Below are 15011 nucleotides of genomic sequence, written 5' to 3'. Positions count from 1 at the left end.
CGTCCAGGTTATTGCCCTGCCTGAACTCGTCGTTCCAGATGATTCCCGCTTACTGGTAATGCTCCACCTCCGGTGCCGTCAGCTGGTAGAAATCACTGGAGCGCATTTTGTCTAGTTCATTCATCGTCTTTTTCCTCGAATTTTTCAAACTAGTTAAATTATAAGCGAAAAGCGTTTGAAAGAAAAAGACTTTGAAAAAATCAAACCATATTCGTTCTGATTACATATGCCCGCTGGCCCGGCATCTCTGCCACCAGCTGCAGGCGGCCGGCATAGTCTTTGATCCGGAAACTCTTTTCAATGATTTCACCATCGGTCTGGCTGACCAGCTGCCTTAAAAGGGCACAAAAATCTTCCTTGATGGCTGCCGCGTAATCTTCACCCTTGAGACGGAGGGACTCAGTCCAGATTTTAGAAGCCTTGTTGGCATAGATAATGTCAAAGTCCCCGCCCTTGTCTAAAAAGACCATGACCGGAACGGTTTCCGCCAGGTCCAAGATATGCAGGTCCAGCTTGTGGATCAAATGCCCCCGCTCCAGGACCTCGATGAATTCTCCCGGGTTCAAAAAGCCGTACTTGGGGTCAATCCAGCGGGCCAGGGCTTCATAAGTGCTGATCTTGGAACTGAAGGTGTCCACGATCGGCTGGTAGTAGACCTTGATCCAGCCCTTAGCCACGGCTTCGTCGATGTGGCTGAGCAGGTAGTTGGCCAAAGTCAGGTCCGCCTCCATCTTTTGCTCATAGCAGCAGTAGTAGTTCTGGTAGTTGCCCACGGCATTGTTGGCCGCGATCCTGGCCCGGTCCATGCACTGGTTCATCAATTCTACATAGCCCAGCATTTTCTGAGCTTCCAGGGGAGAAAGACCGCTGAAATCAAAATTCCTTTTAAAAGCGCCGTATTTTCCCAAGCTTTACCTCACCAAGCAAAATACAAATTTCCTAGCCAAAATACCGTTAACTGAAGAAGGCACCCGCGGCTGGGCCGGGAGTGTCTACCTTATTAGAGCAAAAAATACTATAAAGCATTCGATTAATAAAATCAAGTTATTGGCGCGAAATAATAAAGCACTTATTGCTTTTATTAGGTAAGCCTTAATAAATCAAGGATATATCGCTAATGCGATAAGTTTTCAGTTATCTATCCAGCTTGCATTTATTGAGGTATTCCAACAAAAAAGTCCGGGCTAAGGAATTTGGCCGGATCTGCCGGCGGGCTTCGTCTATGCTTAGCCAGTTCCAGGCGTCGATTTCCTCATTTGGACTAACCTTTTCAGCCTGGTCAACGGTCACCGTGTAGTTGAGCATCAAGGTATTTGAGGGAGCAAAATACTGGCTGCGGTTGAAGTGGAGGCTTTTAGCCGTTAGATGAAGTTCCTCCATTAGTTCTCTGCGGCAGCTGTCTTCGGCGTTCTCCCCTTTGTTAACGTAGCCAGCTACCAGGATATAGGAGTCCTTCCCGTACTGCTTGATCAAGAGTACCTGGTCGCCTCCTTCATTCATGACGATCATGCTGACAGCGACGGAAAAAAATGGAAAGCGGAAGTCGCCGCATTGCTCGCAATAAGGGATCAAGCCATCCAGAGGCAATTCCTTTTTAGTCAATTTTTGCCCGCATTGGGGGCAGTAGGTCAGTTCAAACATTTTTTGTAACTCTTATCTGCTTACTTATCATTACCTGCAGCAACTAGATATACTTGCTGCCCTCCCGCCGGCTTAAGGCAGAGAGATCGCGGGAAGCCATGTATTCCCTGACCCAGGCCGGGTTGGTCTTGGAGTAGTCCCTTAGGGCCCAGCCGATAGCCTTGTTGATAAAAAATTCCTGGCTGCCTAAGTTGCGGTCGATAATTTTGCCCAAAAGGTCCGGGTCAGTTGCTTCTTTTAAGCCCAGCTGGAATTCAATCGCCGCCCGCCTAACCCAGAAGTCGGGATCTTGAGCCCAGGCCAGCATGAGGGCTGCCGTCTTTTCCTTGTTTTCCTCATCTTTGATAAAAATCTGACCGGCCAGTTTGACCAGGCTGTCGACGCTGTCCCACCAGGACTTGGTCTCAGCCAGTTGCTTGATTTTTGGTAAGTCCTTAAAAGTCAGCTGCTTTTGGACTTTCTTCAAGTAGTCCAGGGCAAAGTACTGCATTTCCCGGTAGTCATCTTTAAAGCAGAGGTCAACCAGGTCCCAGGCGATTTCTTCCTTAGTCACGCCCTTTAAAAAGGGCTTGGATAATTCCCGCCGCGTTTGTGTCTTGAGCCCATAGAAGGGAAAAAGATTTCGCATGTACTTGCCCATGGCCTGGGCATTTTCTTTGTTAGCCCCGGCCGTATAAGCCTTTTTAACCGCCTGGTACTTTTCAAAAGGGGGCATCATTTCACCATGTTTTCATCTTTCTGTCAGTTGTATGGTAAAATATAGGCTATTGTGTGCTTTAGCACAATAGTTTTCAAATTTATATTTTCTAGTTTTTAATTTCTATGTATTGTTATTTTAACTTGGTTTATGGAGGATCAACATGAAAGAAAAGCTGACGCATGCTGAGTCGCTGACGATTTCCAGCATGCTCTTTGGCCTCTTCTTCGGGGCCGGAAATCTGATTTTTCCTGCCTACCTGGGGGAAGCCAGCGGAGCCAACCTCTGGATCTCCCTCTTGGGCTTCCTGATCACCGGGGTGGGCCTGCCCCTTTTGGCTATCGCCTCATTAGGGATGACCAGGTCAGAAGGGCTTTTAGACCTCAGTAGCCGGGTCAGCCACAAGTACAGCTACTTCTTTACCTGCCTTTTGTACTTGACCATCGGGCCCTTCTTCGCCATTCCCCGCTGCTTCACGGTTCCTTTTGAGACCGGGATCTCAGCTCTTTTGCCCAGCGGGATGGCAAAAAGCACCGGCCTCTTTATTTTCTCACTAATCTTCTTCGCGATCATGCTTTTCTTCTCTTTAAGACCAGGGCGGATCATGGACTGGATCGGCAAGTTTCTGACTCCGGACTTCTTGCTCTTTTTCTTCTTTATTATGATCACGGCGCTGCTGCATCCCTTGGGCAACTATCATGCAGTTAAGCCGGTCGGCGAATACGCCGGCGCCCCGCTAATCAGCGGAGTCTTGGCCGGCTACAACACCATGGACGCTTTGGCAGGCCTGGCTTTTGGCATCATCGTCATCTCCAGCATCCGGACCTTTGGGGTTACCAAGCCGGAAAAAGTTGCTTCCGCGACTTTGAAGACCGGGGTCCTTACCTGCCTTTTGATGGCGGTGATCTACGCCATTACTGCCCTGGTCGGAGCCCAGAGCCGGACTGCCTTGGGCTTAGCCGCTAACGGCGGGGAAGCCCTGTCCCAGATTGCCCGCCACTACTTCCCAGGTCTGGGGGCAGTAATTTTTGCCTTGATGATCTTCGTGGCCTGCCTTAAGACGGCCATCGGCCTTATTACGGCCTGCAGCGAGACCTTCGTGGAAATGTTCCCGAAGACCCTGTCTTACAACAAGTGGGCCATTATCTTCAGCCTCCTGGCCTTTGGGATTGCCAACGTGGGCTTGACCACCATCATTTCCTTCTCCCTGCCAGTCTTGATGCTGCTCTACCCGCTGGCCATCTCTTTGATCCTGCTGGCCTTGACCAGCAAGCTCTTTGACTTTAAACAGGTCGACTACCAGATTATGACGGCTGTTACCTTCCTTTGCGCCCTGGGCGACTTCTTCAAGGCCCTGCCGGCAGGGATGCAGGTCAAGGCGGTTACCGGCCTTTACGGCCGCGTCCTGCCCCTTTACCAGGATGGCCTGGGCTGGCTGGTTCCAGTCACTGTTATCTTCGTTATTTTAGCCATTAAGGCTGCTATCAGCAAAAAACACGCCTAACGCAAAAACAGAGTTTCCTAAGCTATAGAGGAAACTCTGTTTTTTGCTTGCCTATTACAAGTCCAGCAAGCCGTCTTCATCAAGGATTTTCACCTGCTTGCCTGTCCTTTTCAGATAGCCCATTTTTTCGAGGAGTTTGAATTTGCGGGAGAGGGTTTCGGGAGTAGTTCCCAGGTAGAAGGCGATATCTTTCATCTTCATGGGCAGCTGGACCTGGTCGCTTCCAGCCGCCTTAGCCAAGTCGAGCAGGTAGCTGGCCAGCCTTTCTTCGACCCGCTCCATGGCCAGGAATTTGGTCTGTCTTTCGGTGGCCAGCAGCTTCTGAGCGCTGAGTTCCAGCAGTTTGAGGGAGAGCTGGGGATTTTCCAGGAGGAGCCGGTTGAAGTCGGCCTTGCTCAAGCTGCAGATTTCCGTATTCTCCATGGCCTGGCCAAAGAAGCTGTCGTTTTCCAGGCCAAAAAGCTGCGCTTCACCTTCATAGTCACCCGGCTGGGCAACCCGGAGCAGCTGCTCGCGGCCGCTGGCGGACAGCTGGTAAACCTTCATGTTTCCCCGGGCCACGATCTGCAGCTTTTCATCCCCTGGCTGAAAAATCATCTCACCTTTTTGATAGTGCCGGTGGCTGGCCAGGGAATTGATCTTAAGCTGATCTTTTTCAGGCAGGTCCGCGAATAAGGGAACCAGGCTGACACATATATGCTGCATTTTGCTCTCCTCTGCTGGTAAAAATTAGCCCTGGACCAAGTGATCGAATTCTTCCAGGGTCTGGTAGGTCTTAGTCATCGCCCCGCAGGCATCGGCCGGAATGGTGTAATCCGAGGTCAAGGACCGCAGCTTGCTGAAGTCGGCAGTTAAGTCTTCCTGGCCGGCTCTCACCTTCTTTTGGATGTCTTCGTAAACCTTGCGGACTTCAAAGACTTCCGGGTGATGGGCGCCGTGGGCCTTGGTAATTGCTTGCGTATATAAGTCTAACATTTCATCGTTCTTGTCAAAAAATTCCTTGATCATCATTTTTCTCCTTTTTCTTGATTAGTCGTTTTTCTTGTTTTTGCTTTTTTCTCTTATTTAGCGCTGGCCTTCAAGACGTCATAGCCGATATTCTTCACGGCTTGAGTGATCGTGTCCAAATTGGTTTTTTCCGGGTCGAAGTTGACCTTGGCCTTGCTTGCGTTGAAGAGGACCTTGACGCTGGTCTTTTCAACCCCGTCAACATTGGCGATGGCCCCCGCGATCTTCTGCATGCAGGTCGGGCAGGCTAATGTTTCAAGTTGTAAAATTGCTTTTTTCATGATTTCTTGTCCTTTCTTTTTTTCTATTAGATACTTTCTATGCCCTTAGTATACGGGCCTGTTGCTTGAGAAAAATTGTTTTCTATCAACTTTCGCGATTTTTGTAATTTTGACCGGTAGGCCAGAAGGCGCATGGCGTTTAAGATTACAACCAGGATACTGCCTTCGTGGACAAACATCCCGATGGCCATGTTCATCCATGAGCTGGCTAACACGCTGACCAGCAGGACGGCTACGACAGCCAGGGCGATAGTGATGTTCTCAATCATGTTCCGCCGGGTAGCCTTAGCCAGGGCCAGGGCCCGCGGAATCCGGTCAAAGCTGCCGTTCATGAGGACCACATTTGAAGTCTCAATTGCCACGTCAGTCCCGCTGCCCATGGCAATCCCGATGTCTGCCCGGGCCAGTGACGGACTGTCGTTGATCCCGTCGCCGACAAAGGCCACGATTTCACCGGCTGCCTGCCGCTTTTTGACAAATTCGGCCTTGTCTTCTGGCAAAAGCTGGCCATATGCCTCAGTGAGGCCCAGTTCTTCCGCTACCAGGTCAACCGTCTTCTGGTTGTCACCGGACAAGAGGAGCAGGTTCTTGACACCCAGCTTCTTTAAAGCAGCCAGGTCTTCCTTGACCCCGGCCCGTATCTCGTCCTTTAAGCCTAAAGCAAGTTCCAGCCGCCCGTTTACAGCCACCAGAACCAGGGAATTGCCAGCACTTGCCAGCTCTTCCATGTCCTTTTCCATTTCTTTTGTAACTGGGACATGGTACTCGTCAAGCAAGTAGCGGTTGCCGACCAGGACCTGCTGGCCAGCTACTTGAGCAACGATCCCGCCGCCCTGGAGGACCTGGGAATCTTCAACTTCTTTAGCTTCCAGGTCTTCATAGTAGCCAGTGATGGCTTTCGCCAAAGGGTGGGCAGATTCTTTTTCCACGCTGACCAAAAGCTGTTCAGCCAGCTGGCCCTGGCCGTACTTTTTCACCTGGCTGACCCGGGGGTCGCCGTAAGTCAAGGTCCCGGTCTTGTCGAACATGATCGTGTCGACCTTGCTGAACTTGGTGATGACTTCACTGCCTTTAAAAAGGATTCCCTGCTTGGCACCATTGCCGATTCCAGCCACGTTGGAGACCGGAACCCCGATAACCAAGGCACCCGGGCAGCCAAGAACCAGGATGGTTACAGCCAGTTCCAGGTCTTGGCTGATGAGGCCAACAATAATGGCCAGGAGCAGGACGACTGGGGTGTAGTATTTGGAGAAGCGGTCAATTAGACGTTCAGCCTGGGACTTGGAGTCCTGGGCTTCTTCGACCAGTTCGATGATCTTGCCAAAAGTCGTTTCATCCCCGACTTTTTCCGCCTTGATCCGGATGGTCCCGTTTTCCAAAATAGTACCGGCATAGACCGGGTCGCCAGGCTTTTTGCCTAAAGGCATGGATTCACCGGTAATGCTGGCTTCGTTGGCCGTCCCGGAACCGGAGACGACTTCCCCGTCAACCGGGATCTTGCCGCCGGTCTTGACCAAAAGGATGTCCCCTTCGTCCAGGTCGTCTAAGTCAACTTCTTCAAAGTCGCCGTCTGCCGTCTGCCGGAGGGCGGTTTCTGGCACCATCTCCACCAGTTCCTTGATGGCTGACCGGGTCTTGGCCAGAGTCCTTTGTTCAAGGTAAGCCCCAAACAAGAAGAGGAAGGCCACGATAGCGGATTCTTCGAATTCCTGGATGACGAAGGCACCTAAGATGGCCAGGGTCACCAGCAAGTCGATACTGATGACTTTGACTTTCAGGGCCTGCCAAGCGGTTGCGGCGATCGGGAAGCCGCCGATGAGGGAGGCAGCCAGGAGCAGGCTGGACTCTGCTATTTCACTTTTAAATAACCATTTTGCGGCAAAGGCCAGGACGATTAAGATGCCCGTAATTGCCGTCAGCCGGTTGCGATTTTTCATTAACCATTTTTGCATTGATCTTTTGACCTCCTTGCTTTGATGCTTTTAATATACCGGGAAAGCAGGATTCCCCAATTGATTTCTATCAAGATCGGGATTTTTACAAAAACTTTTTACGAAAAAAGCCATCCAGAGGAATTTGATCCTCTGAATGGCTTAGTTTTAGTCGACGCGGTTGATTTTACCAGCCGCGATTGGAAGAGTGACGTGTTGGTCGTAATGGTCGTTGATCTTGCCGCCAACGCTTTCTGGCAATTCCAGGTCAGCTGGCACGCCGTGGATGTAGACCACCCGCTTGTCCAGGGCCAGATCCTGGTCATTGAAGACTTCCTTGAACTTGGCTTCCAGCTTGGCTAAGTCGACATCTTTTTCATAGCTGTAGTAGCCGTTTGCGTCGGCAACTGGGTAGTTGTCGTTGGGGATGCACATTTCGTGCGGAGCCGCGTCCAGGGGCACCATAGTCGTGCCGGAGACCGGTTCGGTTTCCACGAGGTCGATAAAGCCGTCCTGGTTGGTGTCCTGGGCAAGGGTTGGCACTTGGGCATCCTTGCCGTCCGGGAAGCCATGGAAGTGTTCCCAGTGCTGGATGTTAGCCGGGGTGTCGAACATCTCCAGCTTGATGTGAAGCTTGTCAGCCTCAATCGTGAATTCTACGTAGCCATGAGCCTGGCTGCCAATTTTTTCTGCGTTAAGAGCCGTAATGTCGGCGCGGTATTTAGTCATATTTTTTCCTCAACAAATCATAGTTATCGCTTTAACGTTAAAGGGAGTTTTAACTACTTAAAAATAAGTACATCACGTCATGATTATCATAATTATCATGACTATCATGACTACATTGAGTATACCATATAATAAGCTTGCTTGCTATTTATAAAATAACGACTTAATGGAATAAGTTTTATATAAAAATATCAACTATCTACTGTCAGCGTACTGGCCCCTGTCGAAAACCGCATCCCGCAAAACTCCCTCCCACTTGAAACTAGCCCGCAGGTATGCTTTTTCCGCGCGGAGATTAAAAGAAAAAGACGTCCAGTTCAAGCCGGTACAGGTGTGGAAGTTAGCCCGGCGCAGGTCCTAGTCGATTTCATTAATCACGCTTTCGCCAATGATTTTACCGTTCGGATCTAGAATCAAGAAGAAGTATCTGGCCAGGCCTTGGTCAAGGCTAGTCACGAGGGAACCACCTACCACGGCGCCATCTACCGGGCCCACTTCCCCTACGCCGATTACCACTTAACCAACCAAAAGTCGGCGCCGGCCACCGTGATCGGGGCGCAGATTGAACGCGCCAACAAAGGAAGTGAACAATAACCCTCTCGCACACATTGCCAAACCAAAAGGGGTCGGGAAAAACTCTGTTTTCCCGACTCCTTGTTGTATTCACGAGGATTAGACAGAAAACATGGTAAATAACCGCAGGTCTAGTGTCTAAGCAGGCCGAAGAACGGTGCGTCCTAGCTTAGTCATACGGCCTGCCGAGAAGATTATTTCCCACTCTCGTAGTAATGGTAAACCGGGACCGTGATGGGTTGTGGTGCCCGGTAGTTGTCGGCAAACAAGTCGTGAATTAGTGCCAGTGAACCGGAAGAAAAGCGGTGCACGGCGTCAAGCACCACCCAAGTCACGTCCGGCGACAGTGGTGGGGTCGTCAAAGAGCCGGTGTAATTAAAGTAGCCCTGGCTATTAGCGAAGAACTGGTTTAAGTAGGCGGCACCGGCCTGACCGTTAATGACGGGAGCGAAGTCAAAGCCGGCTTCACCATCGGCGGCCCTTATCCCCAGCATGGCTAAGACCAGGGTTTGCCCCTGGTCGTCTTGGTAGACAAAGTGGACCTCGGCGTCTTGCCGCTGGCCATCAAACAGGTGCTCGCTGTGGTCGTGGAAGTGGAGGCGCAAGAAGTGGTAGTGGTGGTTCCCTAGCGTTAAAGTGCCAGCGCCGATAAACTGGTCCCCAGACGAACGGGGGTCGCGGGTCAGCACCTGGTCGCCGACAAAGGAGACGGTTAAGGGCTGGTCGGCGAGGGGGCGTGGGGTAGTTTGCTCTAAAACGATGTCGATGGGTGACTGTTGGCTAGCGGGACCTTGCCACTGGTCCTGGGTCTGGTAATTGATGTATTCCATAAAAAGACACCTCCAAATAATTAACCTTATTATAGCGGGTTATACAATCGCTTTCTAGGGAATTGGGAGAGGCCGGAAGAAAATTAACTTGTCCAGTGTTAGCTAAGCACCGGCCCATTACGACACCCACTTTTTGATCAGGGCTTCTCGATGGTCGTCATCGTAGAATTCAAAAATGGCGATTCTGTAAAAATTAACCTGTAAATAAATTTTACCATACTGCCCTGGTAGTAGCTCAGCTATTATCGGAGCTTTATTCGTTATCCGTAAAAAAGCCCTTCAGCTTGTAGGTTGTCACAGGTTCTACATAATAGTGGTACTTAGCCACTAGATCGCAAAGCTTGTCCCCATTGATAAGGGTAATTATCCGCGTGCCTGCTTTTGCGGTTTTCATTGCTTCGCGGGTAAAGTCAGAGGTCGTGATGAAGATTCCGTACTCGGCATTATACTTATCCATTGCCCCACGGAACTTATCAATTTCTGGGGCAGAAACTTTACCGTCCCACCGCTTAGTTTGTAAGGCGACCCGGGTTGTTCGAAGATCATCTGAAGTGATATAGCCAAAACCATCTAAGCCACCGTCGCCGACATAGCGGACACCGATATTGTCGTCAAGGTCAACCCCCATATGGATCAGCAAACCTCGACTAAATATTTCAAATTTCTGTGGCGGCATCTTGGCTAAGGCTGCTAACAGTTCAGCTTTCCAGGGTTCTTCTTCAATCTCAGTCTCTTCCTCTACATCAGTATCATCGGCTGAATTTTCGGATAGCACGGCCCGCACATCACGAATTGGATCAAAATCTTCTAACTTAGTTGTCCGTCCCTTTTCTGGTAGTTCAAGATTTCGATTATCTTCAGTGATGATGAAACCAGTCGTAATCAAATGTTTAACCGCAAAGTTAAAACGATAATCAAACGGACGGTATGGAGTGCCTGTTTTCTTTGAATGCTTAACTTCATCGACCTTATCCTCTGAAATTGCTTCAGAGTGGTCGCGAATCTCACGTTTAACTTCCTTGCGTGTTACCCGACCGCCAAGTGCTTGCATCGCTTTTAGCACTTCAATCATAATCAGGTTTTCAAATTCTTCCATTCTATTTATGGCCATTCCCAGTCCCCCCTTCCTAAAAAGTTGCACTCTTACTTTTTAAGTGTACAAAACTTTACCCCAATCTTCTTTTTAACAATAGACAATTTCATCCAAGCGTCATTATGCCTTAACGTCGGCGTTAATGGGACCTACGTTACAGCAGGCTAGCCAACCCTTCAGCAAATTTTAATCGATTTGTGTACGTTCTAGGACGGTCACGCATTCCACATGTGGCGTCTGCGGGAACATGTCGACCGGGGAAACCAGGTCAGTCGTGTAACCAGCCTCCATCAAGAGCTGCATGTCCCGTACCAGCGTTGCCGGGTTGCAGGAGATGTAGACAACCTTCTTTGGACCAGTCTTAACCGCGGCATCGATAAATTCCTTGGTCAAGCCTTTTCTCGGCGGGTCGACAAAAATCACATCCGTCTTCAAGCCTTCAGCTGCCCACTTTGGCATCAGTTCTTCCGCCTTGCCGGCATAGTACTTGGCATTGTGGATCTGGTTGAGCCGGGCGTTGTTCTTGGCGTCCTTAACCGCTGCCTTAACCACTTCAACCCCGCGGACTTCCTTAACGTACTTGGCTGCGGACAGACCGATCGTCCCGATCCCGGAGTAGGCATCAACAATCAAATCGTCCTTAGTCAGACCTGCCTGGTCAATAGCCAGCTTGTACAAACGCGGCGTCTGCAAAGAATTAATCTGGAAGAAGGACTGCGGCGAGATTTCAAAAGTCAAATCACCAATCTTGTCATCAATGTATCTCTTCCCCCACAAATGGTAGTCGTGTTCACCCAAGATGACATTGGTTCTCTTCGGGTTATGGTTGAGGAAGATCGACTTCACCCCGGCGATTTCCTTAATTTCATCTACTACCGCGTGCAGGCCTGGGAAGTCCCGGTCTAGACAAACCAGGACGACCATCATGTCGCCCGTAGCCGTCCCCCGGCGGACTTCCAGATATCTTACCTGTCCTTGATGCTTTTCTTCGTCATAGGCTGGAATCCGCTTTTCCCGCAAGATATCTCTGACTGCCAGCAATACCCGGTCAATTTCCGGATCATTGGTGAAAAAGTCCTCCAACGGCACTAGGTCATGTGAGTGCCGGCGGAAAAAGCCAATCTCCAGCTGCCCCTTAACCATTCTGACCGGTACCTGGGCCTTGTTTCTGTAGCCAGTCTCCAAGGGACTTGGCAAAGTTTCTGCTACCTTGATCTGGTCCAAGTGGGCCTTGCTCAAAAGCTCCTTAACCTGCTTTTGCTTGAATTCCAGCTGCTTGTCGTACTTCAAATGAGCCAGGCTGGTCAGGCCGGTTTGCACGTACTGGCGGAGAGGCACCTTGACCCGGTCCGGGCTTTCCTTGACGATCTCAGAAATTCTGGCAAAAGCATAGCTCTTCTTGTCCTTCAAAATCTGCGCCTTGACCACTTCACCCGGCAGAGCGTTGTTGACAAAGACCGTTTCGCCATTAACATGGCCGACCCCCATGGCTTCATATGACAAGTCGGTGATTTCGACTTCGACGATTTCATTTTTCTTCATGATTATTTATCTCCTTTGCGGGCCCGCTGGCTCCGGTTATCTGGCATGACAAAGTTGATGATTGGGAAGGCCAGATACAAAATCATCCCCAACCTTGGCTGGACGAAAGATATCAAAATAAAGACCAAATTGAGCAGGAAGAGCCAGATGAAGCGCAGCCAGGAAAACCGACCCCAGAACTTCCGGAATGTCTTGATATGCGGCAGTGAGCTCCGCATCCCCACAATTTCCGTTGCCAGTTCAAAAATCTGGACCAAAAAATATACGATCCCATAACAGACCACGCTCAAGACCGATAAATCCCCCATGATCCACTTTGTCATGACGGGAATCAGCGACAGACTGGCCAAAAAGGCAAAGTCACAGACCATGGTCATCTTGCCGGCCCGCATGATATAGAAACCGAAGGTATAGTGGATTTCATACCAGAAATTGGCTACTACGAAAAATGAAATCAAGTATATAAAAATCTGGCTGAAAAAGTCCTGATAGGCACTCTTGGACAAGGGATCCGCGATCTCCACCAACACAATGGTGATGATAATGGCAATTACCCCGTCGTTAAACGTCATCACGTGTTCGGCCAATTTGTCTCCGGACTCCTTAATGGCCTTTTCCCGGTACTGGCGCAGCTGATCCCACTCGCTCTGCTCTTCTGGCGACAGAGGCTGCAGAGACCGCTCGGCCCGCTTTCTTGCTAATTCTTTCTTTATATTGGTTATCATGCTTTTCCTCTAAACACAAAAATAGAGTCTGACAGAAGGTCAAACTCTATTATAACAGTTCTAACCGACGTAGAATTCGATCCGTTCCCGCAAGTTTTCAAAAGTTACCGGGAACATGCCGCCTTCTTCCCCGTCCAGGTTGACGGAAAGTTTGTCATCGCGGTTGTGGCCGATCAATTCTGCCTTCAGACTGGTCGTCTTGGTGTAGATGATGTTCGGGTCGTCCACGTGCTTGCCGTTCAAAGCCAAAGCCATCAGCCGGAGCAGGTTGCCCGGGTCGCTTGGCTTGACCACAATCAGCTGGAAGAGACCGTCTGAAAGTTCCGCGTTTGGCATGATCTTTTCAAAACCGCCAATGGAGTTAGTCATCCCCAATAAAAGCAGAGACAGCTTGCCTTCGTAAACGCCCTTGTCAAAAGTCAGCCGCATTTCGCATTCGCTGAGGTTTGGCAGCATTTCCGCCCCCTTGATCAGGTAGGCAGCGTAGCCCAGGGCGGACTTGACGTCTGAAGAAACCCCGTAGGTCAGTTCCGCCAAAGAGCCAGCAGCAGCGATGTTGACGAAGTACTTCTGGCTGCCGTCGCCAAAGTCGGCCCGGCCCACGTCCATCTTCTGCACCTTGTCCTTAAGAATCACTTTAGCCGCCGCAACCACGTCGTCGCGCGGAATCTTCAAGGCTCTGGCGTAGTCGTTGGTCGTCCCCGCCGGGATGATGGCCATGCGCGGGCGCTCTTCCTTAGGCAAAAAGGCGATCCCGCTCACGACTTCGTTGATCGTGCCGTCCCCACCGGCAGCCACGACCAATGAAAAACCGTCCTTGGCTGCCCGGGTTGCTTCATTTTGAGCACTGAGCGGAGCTGGCGTAGTTCTGAATGCACTGGCTTCATAACCCGCTTGTTCCAAAATATCCAAAATATCAGAAACGTTCTTCGGCATCTGTTGATGCCCTGAGACCGGATTGTAAATCAAGCGCGCGCGCTTAGTCATCTGCTTCACCTTTTTCTAAAAAATTTTCTCCTGCCTTAACGGCTAGCCAGGTCGGCCAATAGGAGCTTGTTGATCACCTTAGGGTTGGCCTTGCCCCGGGTCTGCTTCATGATTTGCCCAACCAGGAAGCCGATAGCCCGGTCCTTACCGTTCTTGTAGTCTTCAACAGACTGCGGGTTGGCGTCAACAACTTCCTTGACCATTGGTGCCAAGACGCTTTCGTCTGACAATTGCGCCATGCCGTTTTCTTCAACGTACTTCTTCGGGTCAGTGCCGTTGGCAACAGTTTCCGCGAAGACCTTCTTGGCGATCTTGGATGAGATCGTCCCGTCAGAAATCAGCTTGATCATGGCTGCCAGGTTTTCTGGAGTCAAGGCAATGTCCTTGAGTTCAGCATGCTTTTCGTGCAAGTAGCCGTTAACCTGGGTGTTCATCCAGTTGGCTGCTTGTTGCGGGTCAGCACCAGCTGCTACAGTAGCGTCAAAGAAGTCTGAGCTTTCCTTGTTTTGCAGCAAAACATTCGCGTCGTATGGCTTAAGGCCGTATTCATCAACGTAGATCTTCCGCCGTTCGTCAGCCGTCTTTGGCAAGTTGGCCGCGATTTCATCAACCCATTCCTGCTTGATGTGGTATGGAGGCAGGTCTGGTTCTGGGAAGTAACGGTAGTCCGCGTCCCCTTCCTTGACACGTTCCAGGACAGTCTTGCCCGTGTTGGTGTCAAAACGGCGGGTAGACAGGCGAACCCGGCCACCGGACAGGAGGATTTCCTGCTGGCGCTTTTGTTCGTAAGCCAGGGATAGACGGACGTGTTCAAAGGAGTTCAGGTTCTTCATTTCAACCTTGGTCCCTAATTCCTTCTGGCCAGCTGGGCGGATGGAGATGTTGGTGTCAATTCTCATTGACCCTTCTTCCATCTTAACGTCAGAAGCCCCGGTAAATTGCACGATTTCCCGCAGCTTTTCCAGGTAGGCAACAGCTTCGTCCGGGTCAGTCATTTCTGGTTCAGAAACAACTTCCAAAAGCGGTACCCCTTGCCGGTTGTAGTCAACGTAGGAGAAGCCGTTGGTCCCGTGGGTGTTCTTACCGGCGTCTTCTTCGATGTGCATTTCGTGGATATGGATCTTCTTCTTCTTGCCGTGAACTTCGACTTCAACATAGCCGTTTTCAGCCAGTGGCTTGAAGAATTGAGTGATTTGGTAAGCCTTTGGGTTGTCCGGGTAGAAGTAGTTCTTCCGGTCAAAATGGGTTACCGGGTTAACGTGAGAGTGGGTGGCCAAAGCGACCATCAAGCCCAGGCGGTAGACTTCCTTGTTAACCATTGGCAAGGTACCTGGGTAACCCCAGTCAATAACGTTGGTTTCGGTGTTTGGCTTGGCCCCGTAAGTTACTGGTGAAGGTGAAAAGATCTTGCTCTTGGTCTTCAACTCAAAGTGGACTTCCAGACCGATAGTTGACGTAAAATTCATTTAA

General features: G+C 50.4%; 15 protein-coding genes. 1 reads left to right on the top strand and 14 read right to left on the bottom strand.

Features of this window, described 5'->3' with window-relative positions; all coding sequences use genetic code 11:
• Window positions 1–200: 200 nt before the first annotated feature.
• The 3 genes from LJ046_RS10355 to LJ046_RS04045 all read right to left on the bottom strand — a co-directional run bounded on the left by LJ046_RS10355 (window position 201) and on the right by LJ046_RS04045 (window position 2356).
• Window positions 201–839, bottom strand: coding sequence for an EAL domain-containing protein (locus tag LJ046_RS10355; RefSeq protein ID WP_002878065.1), 639 nt, complete (start codon window positions 837–839; stop codon window positions 201–203).
• Between the two features lie 295 nt (window positions 840–1134).
• The gene (locus LJ046_RS04050) at window positions 1135–1641 is read right to left on the bottom strand and encodes an NAD(+) diphosphatase (RefSeq protein ID WP_002878067.1); all 507 of its coding nucleotides are present in this window, start codon (window positions 1639–1641) and stop codon (window positions 1135–1137) included.
• Between the two features lie 43 nt (window positions 1642–1684).
• The gene (locus LJ046_RS04045; RefSeq protein WP_035176532.1) at window positions 1685–2356 is read right to left on the bottom strand and encodes a DNA alkylation repair protein; all 672 of its coding nucleotides are present in this window, start codon (window positions 2354–2356) and stop codon (window positions 1685–1687) included.
• A gap of 145 nt (window positions 2357–2501) precedes the next feature.
• Between LJ046_RS04045 and brnQ the strand changes: the two genes are divergently transcribed.
• Window positions 2502–3842 carry a branched-chain amino acid transport system II carrier protein gene (gene brnQ / locus LJ046_RS04040; protein WP_002878069.1) on the top strand — a complete coding sequence of 447 codons (1341 nt, stop codon included), beginning with the start codon at window positions 2502–2504 and terminating at the stop codon, window positions 3840–3842.
• Window positions 3843–3896: 54 nt separating this feature from the next.
• Here the strand turns inward: brnQ and LJ046_RS04035 are convergent, their stop codons facing one another.
• The 11 genes from LJ046_RS04035 to gatB form a co-directional block, all read right to left on the bottom strand.
• Window positions 3897–4547, bottom strand: coding sequence for a Crp/Fnr family transcriptional regulator (locus LJ046_RS04035; protein WP_002878070.1), 651 nt, complete (start codon window positions 4545–4547; stop codon window positions 3897–3899).
• A gap of 24 nt (window positions 4548–4571) precedes the next feature.
• On the bottom strand, window positions 4572–4853 hold the full coding sequence (locus tag LJ046_RS04030) for a hypothetical protein (protein WP_035176518.1): 282 nt from the start codon (window positions 4851–4853) through the stop codon (window positions 4572–4574).
• 50 nt (window positions 4854–4903) lie between these two features.
• Window positions 4904–5131, bottom strand: a complete 228-nt coding sequence (locus LJ046_RS04025; RefSeq protein ID WP_002878072.1) for a heavy-metal-associated domain-containing protein — start codon at window positions 5129–5131, stop codon at window positions 4904–4906.
• Window positions 5132–5157: 26 nt separating this feature from the next.
• Window positions 5158–7083 (bottom strand): heavy metal translocating P-type ATPase, encoded by a 1926-nt coding sequence (locus tag LJ046_RS04020; RefSeq protein WP_002878073.1) that lies wholly within the window; start codon window positions 7081–7083, stop codon window positions 5158–5160.
• Window positions 7084–7230: 147 nt separating this feature from the next.
• Window positions 7231–7791 carry a hypothetical protein gene (locus tag LJ046_RS04015; protein ID WP_002878074.1) on the bottom strand — a complete coding sequence of 187 codons (561 nt, stop codon included), beginning with the start codon at window positions 7789–7791 and terminating at the stop codon, window positions 7231–7233.
• Between the two features lie 767 nt (window positions 7792–8558).
• A complete protein-coding gene (locus LJ046_RS04005; protein WP_002878076.1) occupies window positions 8559–9194 on the bottom strand; it encodes a carbonic anhydrase family protein in 636 nt (211 codons plus the stop codon).
• A 253-nt stretch (window positions 9195–9447) separates the two neighbouring features.
• Window positions 9448–10305: a restriction endonuclease gene (locus LJ046_RS04000; protein WP_002878077.1), complete on the bottom strand. Its 858-nt coding sequence runs from the start codon at window positions 10303–10305 to the stop codon at window positions 9448–9450.
• Window positions 10306–10473: 168 nt separating this feature from the next.
• A complete protein-coding gene (gene rlmD / locus LJ046_RS03995) occupies window positions 10474–11829 on the bottom strand; it encodes a 23S rRNA (uracil(1939)-C(5))-methyltransferase RlmD (protein ID WP_002878078.1) in 1356 nt (451 codons plus the stop codon).
• 2 nt (window positions 11830–11831) lie between these two features.
• Entirely contained in the window at window positions 11832–12554 is a 723-nt protein-coding gene (locus LJ046_RS03990) for a TMEM175 family protein (protein WP_002878079.1), read from the bottom strand.
• A 60-nt stretch (window positions 12555–12614) separates the two neighbouring features.
• Window positions 12615–13541, bottom strand: a complete 927-nt coding sequence (locus LJ046_RS03985; RefSeq protein ID WP_002878080.1) for a diacylglycerol kinase family lipid kinase — start codon at window positions 13539–13541, stop codon at window positions 12615–12617.
• Window positions 13542–13576: 35 nt separating this feature from the next.
• Complete coding sequence (gene gatB / locus LJ046_RS03980) at window positions 13577–15007, bottom strand: Asp-tRNA(Asn)/Glu-tRNA(Gln) amidotransferase subunit GatB (protein ID WP_002878081.1); 1431 nt, start codon at window positions 15005–15007, stop codon at window positions 13577–13579.
• Window positions 15008–15011: the final 4 nt, after the last annotated feature.

Origin of the sequence: Lactobacillus delbrueckii subsp. jakobsenii ZN7a-9 = DSM 26046 (genome assembly GCF_001888925.1) — a bacterium.
Classification (GTDB): domain Bacteria; phylum Bacillota; class Bacilli; order Lactobacillales; family Lactobacillaceae; genus Lactobacillus; species Lactobacillus delbrueckii.
The sequence above is the reverse complement of the archived record's forward strand: the minus strand, read 5'-3'. Positions and strand labels throughout refer to the sequence as shown.

Coding starts and splice junctions, on each gene's coding strand:
- LJ046_RS10355 (WP_002878065.1), bottom strand. CDS start 839: ATGCTGGGCTATGTAGAATTGATGAACCAGTGCATGGACCGGGCCAGG.
- LJ046_RS04050 (WP_002878067.1), bottom strand. CDS start 1,641: ATGTTTGAACTGACCTACTGCCCCCAATGCGGGCAAAAATTGACTAAA.
- LJ046_RS04045 (WP_035176532.1), bottom strand. CDS start 2,356: ATGCCCCCTTTTGAAAAGTACCAGGCGGTTAAAAAGGCTTATACGGCC.
- brnQ (WP_002878069.1), top strand. CDS start 2,502: ATGAAAGAAAAGCTGACGCATGCTGAGTCGCTGACGATTTCCAGCATG.
- LJ046_RS04035 (WP_002878070.1), bottom strand. CDS start 4,547: ATGCAGCATATATGTGTCAGCCTGGTTCCCTTATTCGCGGACCTGCCT.
- LJ046_RS04030 (WP_035176518.1), bottom strand. CDS start 4,853: ATGATGATCAAGGAATTTTTTGACAAGAACGATGAAATGTTAGACTTA.
- LJ046_RS04025 (WP_002878072.1), bottom strand. CDS start 5,131: ATGAAAAAAGCAATTTTACAACTTGAAACATTAGCCTGCCCGACCTGC.
- LJ046_RS04020 (WP_002878073.1), bottom strand. CDS start 7,083: ATGCAAAAATGGTTAATGAAAAATCGCAACCGGCTGACGGCAATTACG.
- LJ046_RS04015 (WP_002878074.1), bottom strand. CDS start 7,791: ATGACTAAATACCGCGCCGACATTACGGCTCTTAACGCAGAAAAAATT.
- LJ046_RS04005 (WP_002878076.1), bottom strand. CDS start 9,194: ATGGAATACATCAATTACCAGACCCAGGACCAGTGGCAAGGTCCCGCT.
- LJ046_RS04000 (WP_002878077.1), bottom strand. CDS start 10,305: ATGGCCATAAATAGAATGGAAGAATTTGAAAACCTGATTATGATTGAA.
- rlmD (WP_002878078.1), bottom strand. CDS start 11,829: ATGAAGAAAAATGAAATCGTCGAAGTCGAAATCACCGACTTGTCATAT.
- LJ046_RS03990 (WP_002878079.1), bottom strand. CDS start 12,554: ATGATAACCAATATAAAGAAAGAATTAGCAAGAAAGCGGGCCGAGCGG.
- LJ046_RS03985 (WP_002878080.1), bottom strand. CDS start 13,541: ATGACTAAGCGCGCGCGCTTGATTTACAATCCGGTCTCAGGGCATCAA.
- gatB (WP_002878081.1), bottom strand. CDS start 15,007: ATGAATTTTACGTCAACTATCGGTCTGGAAGTCCACTTTGAGTTGAAG.